Raw genomic sequence first — 10885 nt, 5'->3', positions numbered from 1 at the left:
TTTTCGAGTATCTCTCGTTGTTTGTTGATAGCGTATGAAAAGCATGTGATTTTCTCACGTATGTAGGAGTCGTTGAAGTAGAGCTCATGCAAATTCTCCTTAATCCTTTTTGCCATGAGTGTTGGATCATGATTAAGTAATGAAGACATCCATTCAGGAAGGGCTTTTTGCTTGTATTTTGCCGTAACTCTTATTTTATCTGCACATTGCAAAGAGTAGGTGTATAGAATTTCAAAGTAGGATTTGTAAAAATCAGTAATAGAGTCTTTTACAATGTTTCCATGAACGATTTCATCGTTCCAATTCTCAAATTCATAGGCCATATAATACCTACCCCCACTTTTTGTGGAGCCATTTACTTTAAACATGTCGCTTGATTTTTAAGTGGTTTTTTGACTTACAGTAGAAAGAGAAACAAGGTGTTTTTCTTTAAATTTCTTGAACTTGTTTTTCAATTTATCTTTACACACTGGCGAGTTGTAAAAGTCACGAGTTTCAATTTCGAAAAACACGCACATTTTCTGTACAGATTCGCTAGGAATATCCTTACTTACGAACGCTTTTCTGTAAATCCAGTCTATAAAGGTTCTTTTTGTTACTTGGCAAATTTCTGGCAGAAATTCCATGGCAATTTCATAATCTTCTTGAGATAGATTTCTTAATAAAGAATGCAAATTGTATTTGTACGGAATGTGTGGCATTGGATCAATTATTTAATGTGATGTCTTTCTTTAAGTAGCTTTATTTCTTTTTCTAGTGCTTTTACATGTATTTCTCTTCCAAATGAAGCCGTTCTAAGTATTACAACAAAAGCTCCTAGTATGGCATTAATGAGAATTGATAAAGGAAGTAAGTCATTCATGATTTAATCTTTAAAACAGTTGTTAGGACAGAATTCGCAATCAATTTCAAGTTCACAGCAACGTTGAAGGTTTGTTGCGCGCAACTGTTTTTGCTTTTCCTGTTCTTTTTTATGTTGGATTTGAATTGATGTAAGCAGGGTGAAAAGGAATAATACGAAACCTGCTATGTAGTAGAGCTTTTCCATTAGGATAGGTGTTTTTCGTATTCGGTTAGTAATTCTGTTAGTCTAAGGTTTGAGGTTCTTCCATTCCATACGTTACGAATTGATTCATATCCTTCATAACAGTTGAAACTTGGCTCGTTCTTTGCAACATATTCAGCGAAATCTTTTAAACTTAATTTGTGAGTTTTTTGGAGCTTAGTCTTGAACCTTTTAAAACGTCGCTTCAAGATTTCAGCAGTTGAAGTAGTTAAATAATTAATAGCACTCATGTTAAACTTTGTAAATTATACTTGTAGTTTAATCTGAAATACATATATTTGATATGCGAATTGATGTATAACAGATAATTGTTTAACACAAAGATATATGAAAAAGTCATATATCAAACTGAAAATACAAGAAAAGTACTAATTTAAAATGTATGATACATGGAAGATACAGTAAATACTAGGGTTTCGGAGCTTAGAAAATATTTGAATTTATCTCAGGCAGACTTCTGTCAATTGGTTGGAATGAGTACAGCAGGGCTTTCAAGAATTGAAAATGGTTTAACGAAAGCACATAAAAGCACATATAGAAAAATTATAGAGAGAACGAATTGCAGTGAAGATTGGTTATTTCGAGGAAAAGGAGAAATGTTCCCAAAAGAGCAGGAAACTGTGAGTGAGAGCGTGAGTCCAAAAAATTCAAATTGGACAGAAAAGGCATTTGAAGCGATAAAAAGTAAGAATGAGCATTTGGAACAGGAAGTCAAATACTTACGAGACATGCTAAAGCACATGATTACTGGAAAAGCTGAGTCAAATTTTCATAACGCTATTTCACCAGCTGGCATTTTCTTACAAGAAAGTGTGTGGAATAGTGTGAGTGCCCAACGAGCATAGGGCGCTAACAGCTTAACAGACAGAGAGTATTTTAAACCCTGACGGGTCACAAAAGAAAGTCCTTCACGAATAGTGAAGGACTTTTTTCGTTTTACGCCGCTGTGAATTGCATTCACATAAGGCGGAAAATGAAAAAAGTCATTATGATACGCAGTATCAGAATGGATTTTTATGTTTGGGTACTACCAATGCGAAGAGGATCACTCCAGTAATCCTGAAATTTCATAATAAGTCAAGAATTGCATTCTTGTAAGGCAGAAAATGAAAAAAGTCATTGCGATACGCAGTATCGAAATGGACTTTTATGTTTGGGTACTACCAATGCGAAGAGGATCACGCCAGTAATCCTGAAAACCTCTTGAGAAGATAGACAGCGAATCTCATTCAACTAAGTCCGGTATATATAAAATCGACACATATCCCTTCTAGACCCATTCTAAATTAATCTCATAGCAATCACTCTTTTATGATTTCTCTTATTTTTAATCCGCACACTATAAAACTACTATGGCTTTTAATCGTTTTGATCATTCTGTTTTGGGCGAAATTCGTCCGCGTTTTGAATTAAAGATAGACCTCGATCCCGATCAAGCCTTGCAACATTTGGAGGATAAAGCCAAAGGTGATCCTACGGTGGTTACGACAAAATCTAGACATTATATCTTTTTAAAAATACCCACTGCAGAACAACATTATTGGTCGCCAGAACTCTCAGTACGAATAGAAAAAGAAGAGTTTTCGGAGGATATATTGGTACATTGTTTATTGGGACCCAAACCTTCTGTATGGTTGTTCTTCATGTTCTGTTATGCTTTTATCGTTATCCTCTCAACCATAGGAGGTATTTTTAGTTTGGTAAAATATCAACAATACGATGACGCGAGTTGGCTATGGGTGATACCTGCTGGTATTGTTTTAACAGTATCCATCTTTTTTACTTCTAAATTCGGACAAAATAAGGGACGTGATCAAATGCTTCACTTGGTGAGTTTTCTTTATCATGGATTGGATGATGTTACAAGTGTTGAGCGCATTCATAAGTAAGACCATAAAAATAACGGAGTGCTTTACTTCCTTTGTAAAGCTATGTTGATACGAGAAGATTCCTTCTTTCCCTCGGGAGAGAGGGAATTTTTGTTTCTATTACTTGTGTCTATAAATATTTGGAGACTCATAAAGAAACTCAATAGCCTATGGTTGCTCAGTTATCTTAAGTACAGTACTTTTGCCCGCCAAAATTCAAAAAGGAGACGGGTATGCAATGTTCGGTTGAACCGAAAGCGATAAAAGAAGTAGCGGCAAATAATATTTTAACACAAGATCCTATCTGGGCTGAAATTAAAAGTAGACAGGGTGCACAACCTGTGGCTTTTGAAATCAAAGTAAGTGATGAACTGTTGTATGTATCTGGCGATGCTAACAAAACACATGTAGAAGATTTGATTGTTTATCTATACAGCATTGGTTCAGATGCATGTTTTGCCTACGTACCCTATGGTCCAAACCTCATTCCTGAAGAAGAAAATTATGGTTATTTCTTAGAAACGATTTCTGAGCAAATTAAAGATCAATTACCGGATAACTGCGTCTTTTTGCGCTATGATTTGCCTTGGGAAAATTTGTGGAGTAAAGAGGATGAGTTTTTCGATGAAAATCAATACTGGAAAGGTCCACCCGAAAATAAAACGCAAGAGTACCGTCTCAACTGGAACACAGCATATGGTAAACTGTTGAAAAGCAGAACCGACAACCTCCCTTCGAACACATTTTTCATTAATCTCCAACAAAGTGAGGAGGAGTTTTTAGCAGAGATGAAACCCAAAACACGCTATAACATTCGTCTTTCTAAACGAAAAGGAGTAGAGGTTCAACAATACGGTGTAGAAATGTTGGATGAATGGTATGCTCTGTACACAGAAACTACTCAACGCAATGGAATGCAATTGCAAGACAAGGATTTTTTTAGAACTGTTTTGGAGGCTGAGGGCAGAGAGGAAGAAAGTGATGTGCAATTATTAATGGCGAGTTACAAGGGGGAAATGTTAGCCGCCATGATTTTTGTTATTTCTAAGCAAAGAGCCACCTATTTATTTGGAGCTTCAACCGCTAAGCACAGAGGTTTAATGGCGCCCTACAGATTACAATGGGAAGCTATACAAAGAGCCAAACAAGCAGGTTGTATAGAGTATGATATGTTTGGGACCTCTCCACATCCTTATCCGTCGCATCCTATGTCAGGGCTTTTCAGGTTTAAACACGGTTTTGGAGCAGAACTTTTTCACCGCATGGGGTGCTGGGATTATCCCTTACAAGAAAGCGCTTACAAGATATACCGCGCCAAAGAAATCCAAGCCAAGAGTTTTCATAATAATTAATTGTAGTATAGTTTTTAGGGGGATAAAGAATAATGGTAAACTATTTTTAGTGAATACCAACTACTTTTAATTTTTAACCGTTTGTTTAGATAAGTTCTTGTTAGTGAGAAACTGAAACCTAAACATCCCCTTATGAAAGCTCTATTTACGTGCTTAGCAATCTTTATTTTATTTGGCTCTACGCACACATTATTTGCCCAAAATTGGACCGGAAATGTAGATTCTGTTTGGAATAACCCCTCAAATTGGTCAGCATGGCCGCTGAATGGACTAGATATAGAGATTGACCCTATTAATTACACGGGAGTTGGGGCTTCACCTTTTATAGATAGTACTTCTCTTTTCGTTCCAAACTCTATTGAAGTATTGGGTGGAGCGGTATTGACCATTAATGAGGATCTAAGCATAGGCAGCTCCCTGCTATGTTCAGGAGTGGGGTCTTCCGTAATTTTGAACTCAGATAACCTTACGATACAAAACGTGCAAGGAAACATCCATTTCTTAAATCAAGCAACGGGGAGTTTAAACTCTGTTCAATATACTTCAGGGGGTAATTTTATACTTGATCAAGGAGCTGAGATTGAACTCAGATATGCTACGATAGACACTTTACTTGTTTTAAATGGCGCACAGTTGACTGTGCTGAATGGAGTGGTAAATGTTGATTTTACGAGAGTAGCCAATGGAAATACACAACAATCTTCTGGTATTGCAGTGGAGAGTGCCAATTTTAATAATTCAGGGAATACGATTTATGAAGTTTCTTCGGGAAATTACTCGCCGTATTTCAAAACAGCTGAAGTTAGCACTTGGGCATCTGTATATTTTCAGGATACCTTTAAAGTGGAGGGGAGTGGAAACTATTCAGGTACTGTAGACCTTGATTTTTATAGAGGTTATGGAGATTTTAATAAAGCCATTATTAACAATGCCTCGAACGACGTCTTTTTCAATTTGAACATCGCAGAAACACATGCTTCTTCTTTTATGACGAATATTTTAATTGATTTGGACCATCCAGAGGATAGTATCCTTGTATATAACAATGAGTTGCTTTTTCATAACGATATAGGATCCAATGATATAAGTAAAATAGAGAGTGAAGGTGTAATAGATATTTCAAGTGATGATTTTAGATTTTTGAATGGGGTATATGTTTCCGGGAGTGGTCATTTTCAATTTAACGATGTAGGAATACTATCGGATACGTCCCTGCAGCAAAACACGCAAAACCCAATTTACGTAAGCGGAAACCTTAAAATGACCAATGGCTTAGGTTTAAACAGTCAAGGATTGGTCTTGAATGGAGATGGGGACCAAGTGGTTCAAAATATATTTTATCCTGGAACGGATGATACCTTGGCATTAAACTACTTAACCCTAGATAAACCTTCAGGAAAAGTAACACCCTTTGTTCATCTAAAAGTAATGGAAAACCTATCCTTAATAGAAGGTGTGTTGGATATGAGCGACTCTCTTTCTCTCATTTTTAATGATCAGGCAACGCACACTGGAGCCAATAATTTAAGTTATGTGAAAGGTGAGGTCATTAAATTGAATACACAAAACTTCACGTTTCCTTTAGGCAGTGCTGGAGTTTATGCGCCAATACGACTTTTGCCAGCAAGCTCTAATCAAAATTACAGTGCAAATTATTATAGAAATAACCCTGGAAATTTGTCCAATTTTACAACACCTACCGCAGCGGTGAGTAGTTTAGATTATTGGGAGATCAATTGTTTAAATGGAAGTATTGAAGTTCAAGTAGGGTTAAACTGGGAGGATGCTAGTCAACATGCATTAGGTTCTTGTTCTAACCTTAACTTGCTCGGCTTAGATGGAAACAGTTGGTTAAATAATTCAGCCACTGTATCAGGAATTTGTAATGGAAACAATTCAGGAGAACTGCTATCAACAAATAGTAATTTGAACTATCAACGATACACTTTGGGCTTAGGTTATCAACCTAATTTTGAAGAATTACCCATTTGTTTTGGAGATAGTGTATGGATAGGAGGGATGTACTATACTGATTCTTCTTCGGCTTTAGAAACATACACAGATGTTAATGGAAATGATAGTATCGTAATGTACGATTTGCAAGTGAGGCCAAAGTATTACCAAATAGACAGTGTAGCTCTGTGTAACGATGAAGTTTACCAAGTTGGAAATATCAATTATTCCAATGTAGAGGGAATCTTTCTAGATACTTTACAGTCTATTTATGGTTGCGACAGTGTGGTTGAGAGTCGTATTAAATGGACGGGAATAGAGGTAGAGGCAGAACAAGTTTTTAATTATATGGAAGGAATAATTGATTTTGTAGCTGCAGATACATTTGATTATACCTATCAATGGCTCGATTGCAACAACGGTCTGGCACCCATTCCTGGAGAAACAGATTATTACTATGCTCCCGATACAAGTGGACTGTATACTGTAGTAGTAGAATTGGAAGGATGTATAGATACCAGTGCTTGTGTACAATATATCAGAGATTATTCAGGAGTCGATGATGTAGATAAACCGAGAATTAGCATTTATCCGAATCCCAACCAAGGTGTAATTTTCTGCGAATTACCGCAAGCCTATTCGCGTGTAAATTTTGAAATAGTTGATATCAAGGGAGGTATTGTTTACCAAAAAGAGTTTTCTAATTCTTCAAAAGTTCAGTTAGCAACGGAGTTAACTCCGGGTGTATATGTGTTAAGGGTAAGTACGCCTACAAAGCGATGGGAGGAGCGGTTGATAATTGAAAAATAAGTTGTAATAAATGCTAAATGTTTTTAAGTCAGGTCACAAATTGTTCAACTGAATTTGTATTTTTAGAGGAATGAAAACCTTACTTAAAATCATCGTTGTAACCTGCATTACAGGAAGTGTATTTGCTCTATTTTATCATCAAGACACCCTGAAATCCTTATCGGTCTTTAAGAATTATGAAGTAGGTGATACACTAGATATCTATGAGAACGTAGTGGTGTATTACAACGGGAGTACGGGGAATGTTTCTGGGAGAAATACAACGGAAGATGGATATAATTTAGGATTGAAATACCAATGTGTGGAGTTTGTGAAGCGGTTCTACTACGAACGTTACAATCATAAAATGCCCAACTCTTATGGTCATGCTAAGGATTTCTTTAATAAAAACATCGATGATGCAGAACTCAATCCGGATAGAGATTTACTCCAATTCAACCATCCCTCAGTCAATATTCCGAAGGTAGGAGACCTTATCGTTTTCGACGCTTCCATCTTTAATGCCTACGGTCATGTAGCCATCGTTGCACATGTTGGTAAAGATGAAATTGAGATCGTTCAACAAAATACGGGAACGCAGAGTAGAAGCACTTACCCTATGAATTTTGAAAATGAGAAATACACCATCGGAGCGGTTGGCATTTTAGGGTATTTAAGAAGGAAATAATCTCTTTTTTCTGAATAGATCACCTTTAATTGATTGTTAATGTACCGTTTATGTACTTGTGAAAGTATTGATAGTTGATTGAATGTAGTTTGTCTTATAGATGATGTTGTTAATCTATTAACGGTTTAACTTCTTTTTTGTGAATAATTCACGGACTATTTTTGCACTCAAAATAAATGCGTGCATAGTTAAATGGTCAAAGGATATAAATTACAAATTAAGGGGTTATCTATTTTAATCGGTATTTTCATCCATGTACAATTTAGTTTTTCTCAATGTTCCGTCCGATCTAACAAAGGTGATTACACCGTTGAAATTTCATTGTCGCTTATAGATGTAAATGTTCTAAGCTCTGCTCCTTGTCCAAATGGATATAATTATAACGTCGATATAGAGTATAATGTAACCTATACAGGTACAAACTTTCCCTCAAATGGATTAGACAATCTTAATGGAAACCTAACGTGTGGTAACACGAATTTATTTTTTCACGTTCCCTCGACAGGCGGAGTAGGTACAACGACTACCGCTCAAAATTATATCAATCAAAATTGTCAAAATGCTAGTCCACAAAATTTAAACTGTAATACAGCGACGTTAAATATTAGTTATTACGGAGGAGGAGATGGTGATGACATTCCTTATCAAACAATAGATTGTCCACCGATAATACCGAGCGCACTTGATGTGAGTTTTCTGTATTCAGACCTTTCCGTGGACGCGGGGTATGCAACTTATTCCTGGACAACGGCTTCAGAAAAGAATGCTAGTCATTTTTTAATTGAACGCATGGGAGAGAATCAAAATTGGGTTTTAGTAGATACGGTAAAGGCGAGTGGTAGTTCCGATCAGGAGTCACATTATTTTATTGATGATAAAATCTATACAGAAGGAGTTTATTATTACAAGTTAAGAGAAGTGGACAATAATGGTGATACCACTTTTTTAGACCTTAAACACATTAACTACAGACCCGAACGGAACTTAACGGTTGTTCCAAACCCAGCTACGGATAAGGTGAAAATTCTAGGCATAGAAAAAGGAGATAAAGTAGTTTCAATTACTACTGCTAATGCACAGCAAATAGATATTAATTCTCTTGAATTGAAGGCGAATGATTCTACAATACAACTAGAGCTTTCTGAATTTCAAAAAGGCGTATACTTTATCTTACTATCGTCGGGAAGAAGCGTGAAATTTGTTAAAATTTAGTATTGCAGGTCCCATTTTCTTTAAATATTAATCGAACACCTACGCTTATTAACTGTTTTTAAAAACACCAATTGTTGCAGGTATTTTTGTTAAGTATACCTGTAGAATCATGATGAATATCAGGGTTTTGCAGAAAACAGCTAAACATTAAATACCCGTTACTTATCCTCCCAATTCTTGGTGGATTCTATTCTTCTTTATGGTCTCAGTGTACGATTGTTTCTAACAATGGAAGCTATATGTTGAATGTCTACCTCAACCCGGTACAAGTTATTCCTCTTCAAAGTAATTGTAATAATGGTTATGATTTTCAGGTGGCCGTAGACTATGTTATTACTGCCACTAGCGGTTATACAGCTGGAGACATTTTAGCGATGGATGCTGAATTGTATTGTTATGGGGCTACCGGAGCTGGTGCTTTTGTTCTTCCTTTAGATACTGCAAGTGGACAAATTTTAACGAGCTCTTTCAATACCCTTTCAACCAATTGTAATTCAGATACTCCAAATGATTTATTGTGTGATGGCTTCTATCTCCATATCAACGCCAAACAGGTAAGTTCTCAATATATTTATTGTATCCCCTCCGTACCGTTAAGTACAAGTTTATTAAGTGTTGATATTACCCATGAAAACCAAGACTTAAATTTAGAATGGGTAACCGCAACTGAATCAGAAACTAGAAGTTATTTAGTAGAGCATTTATACGATGAAGAGGATTGGCAGATGATGGAGGAAGTACAAGCACAAGGTTATTCAGAAATACAGACCTATTACCAGAGTACATTAACCAAGGCTAGGGTAGGAATACATTATTTTAAGCTATCTGAAATTGATTTAAACGGCGATACTACTTTTTTAAAATTAATGAGTTATGAAAAGTCATCTGCCAATAATATTCACCCTTATCCAAATCCATCTGCGGATGGAGGTTTTTCCCTACCAAATACAGATTTAGCACTAAACACCTTCAATATCTATGATAGTACGGGGAAATTGATAGGAAATGAAAAATATATTTTGTTTCAAAAAGGTGATGAAATAAAGGTTCAACTAAAAAATACAGAGAAAGGGTTATACTTTTTAAAAGACGACCAAGGAAATAGCTATCGCCTTATTTATATGTGATTGATTGAATAATAAGATTCGAAGAGAGTATATATTTTACATATTTCAACGGGTGTTTTAGTTTAGTGTAAAGTATTGGTATACAGTTGTGTAGCTTAAGTTTTTGAACTAATATTTTTTTATTTCAAGGGGAATTGTTGTAAATTGATATTCTAAACCTTTTTTACAACTATTACTATGAAGCGCTTAATACTCGCATTAAGCCTCCCCATGCTCTTATTCTCCTATAATTTGAGTGCACAGTGTTGGGTGGAGGCCAGCAATCATACCTACATGTTGTTTTTTGATTTTACCATTTTACAGGTAAACCCAGCTCAAAACCCATGTACCAACGGATATGATTTTACCGTAGATATTCAATACACGATTTCATCCACTGGGAATTATAAATCTGGTAATATACATAGCATTGATACTGAGTTACAATGTAACGCAGCATTAGCTCCCAATACAAGTTACTTTGCCTTGCCTTTAGATACATGTTCGGGGGTTACCCAAACCGATACACTCACCACGAATTCTACCAGCTGTGCCAGCGATACCCCAATCACCCTACTGTGCAACAATATCATTATTACTGCTATTGGGAAAATGTTCGCAACCTATGATCAGGTTTGTTTGCCAGGATTTGCACTCTACACCGAGTTGTTAACTACAGATATACGTTCCTCAGAAACCGGAGATATTACCTTTGAATGGTCAACTGCTGTAGAAAGAGATTCTAAATCCTATTTGGTGGAACACCTTTACGATGGCCAAGATTTTGAATTGCTAGAAGAAGTTCAGGCACAAGGTAATTCTGAAGAAATAACAGAATATTCCGTTACGCT

11 protein-coding genes are annotated in these 10885 nt (G+C 36.1%); 8 read left to right on the top strand and 3 right to left on the bottom strand.

Annotated elements, in window-relative coordinates:
* From R3333_RS08670 to R3333_RS08660, 3 genes are all read right to left on the bottom strand, one after another.
* Positions 1 to 368 (bottom strand): hypothetical protein (locus tag R3333_RS08670; RefSeq protein ID WP_318958394.1); only part of this gene is annotated, 368 nt, incomplete at its 3' end.
* 12 nt (positions 369 to 380) lie between these two features.
* Positions 381 to 701 carry a hypothetical protein gene (locus R3333_RS08665; RefSeq protein ID WP_318958393.1) on the bottom strand — a complete coding sequence of 107 codons (321 nt, stop codon included), beginning with the start codon at positions 699 to 701 and terminating at the stop codon, positions 381 to 383.
* 8 nt (positions 702 to 709) lie between these two features.
* Entirely contained in the window at positions 710 to 862 is a 153-nt protein-coding gene (locus tag R3333_RS08660; RefSeq protein ID WP_318958392.1) for a hypothetical protein, read from the bottom strand.
* A gap of 593 nt (positions 863 to 1455) precedes the next feature.
* Between R3333_RS08660 and R3333_RS08655 the strand changes: the two genes are divergently transcribed.
* From R3333_RS08655 to R3333_RS08620, 8 genes are all read left to right on the top strand, one after another.
* Positions 1456 to 1911: a helix-turn-helix transcriptional regulator gene (locus R3333_RS08655; RefSeq protein ID WP_318958391.1), complete on the top strand. Its 456-nt coding sequence runs from the start codon at positions 1456 to 1458 to the stop codon at positions 1909 to 1911.
* A 507-nt stretch (positions 1912 to 2418) separates the two neighbouring features.
* On the top strand, positions 2419 to 2955 hold the full coding sequence (locus R3333_RS08650; protein ID WP_318958390.1) for a hypothetical protein: 537 nt from the start codon (positions 2419 to 2421) through the stop codon (positions 2953 to 2955).
* Positions 2956 to 3167: 212 nt separating this feature from the next.
* On the top strand, positions 3168 to 4286 hold the full coding sequence (locus tag R3333_RS08645) for a lipid II:glycine glycyltransferase FemX (protein WP_318958389.1): 1119 nt from the start codon (positions 3168 to 3170) through the stop codon (positions 4284 to 4286).
* A gap of 132 nt (positions 4287 to 4418) precedes the next feature.
* Entirely contained in the window at positions 4419 to 7049 is a 2631-nt protein-coding gene (locus tag R3333_RS08640) for a T9SS type A sorting domain-containing protein (RefSeq protein ID WP_318958388.1), read from the top strand.
* 70 nt (positions 7050 to 7119) lie between these two features.
* Positions 7120 to 7716, top strand: coding sequence for a CHAP domain-containing protein (locus R3333_RS08635; RefSeq protein ID WP_318958387.1), 597 nt, complete (start codon positions 7120 to 7122; stop codon positions 7714 to 7716).
* 192 nt (positions 7717 to 7908) lie between these two features.
* A complete protein-coding gene (locus tag R3333_RS08630; RefSeq protein WP_318958386.1) occupies positions 7909 to 8928 on the top strand; it encodes a T9SS type A sorting domain-containing protein in 1020 nt (339 codons plus the stop codon).
* Between the two features lie 239 nt (positions 8929 to 9167).
* Positions 9168 to 10055, top strand: a complete 888-nt coding sequence (locus R3333_RS08625) for a T9SS type A sorting domain-containing protein (RefSeq protein ID WP_318958385.1) — start codon at positions 9168 to 9170, stop codon at positions 10053 to 10055.
* 177 nt (positions 10056 to 10232) lie between these two features.
* Positions 10233 to 10885 (top strand): hypothetical protein (locus R3333_RS08620; RefSeq protein WP_318958384.1); only part of this gene is annotated, 653 nt, incomplete at its 3' end.

Origin of the sequence: Lishizhenia sp. (genome assembly GCF_033720595.1) — a bacterium.
Lineage (GTDB): Bacteria > Bacteroidota > Bacteroidia > Flavobacteriales_D > Crocinitomicaceae > Lishizhenia.
The sequence above is the reverse complement of the archived record's forward strand: the minus strand, read 5'-3'. Positions and strand labels throughout refer to the sequence as shown.

Coding starts and splice junctions, on each gene's coding strand:
- R3333_RS08640 (WP_318958388.1), top strand. CDS start 4,419: ATGAAAGCTCTATTTACGTGCTTAGCAATCTTTATTTTATTTGGCTCT.
- R3333_RS08635 (WP_318958387.1), top strand. CDS start 7,120: ATGAAAACCTTACTTAAAATCATCGTTGTAACCTGCATTACAGGAAGT.
- R3333_RS08665 (WP_318958393.1), bottom strand. CDS start 701: ATGCCACACATTCCGTACAAATACAATTTGCATTCTTTATTAAGAAAT.
- R3333_RS08625 (WP_318958385.1), top strand. CDS start 9,168: ATGTTGAATGTCTACCTCAACCCGGTACAAGTTATTCCTCTTCAAAGT.
- R3333_RS08630 (WP_318958386.1), top strand. CDS start 7,909: ATGGTCAAAGGATATAAATTACAAATTAAGGGGTTATCTATTTTAATC.
- R3333_RS08650 (WP_318958390.1), top strand. CDS start 2,419: ATGGCTTTTAATCGTTTTGATCATTCTGTTTTGGGCGAAATTCGTCCG.
- R3333_RS08660 (WP_318958392.1), bottom strand. CDS start 862: ATGAATGACTTACTTCCTTTATCAATTCTCATTAATGCCATACTAGGA.
- R3333_RS08645 (WP_318958389.1), top strand. CDS start 3,168: ATGCAATGTTCGGTTGAACCGAAAGCGATAAAAGAAGTAGCGGCAAAT.
- R3333_RS08655 (WP_318958391.1), top strand. CDS start 1,456: ATGGAAGATACAGTAAATACTAGGGTTTCGGAGCTTAGAAAATATTTG.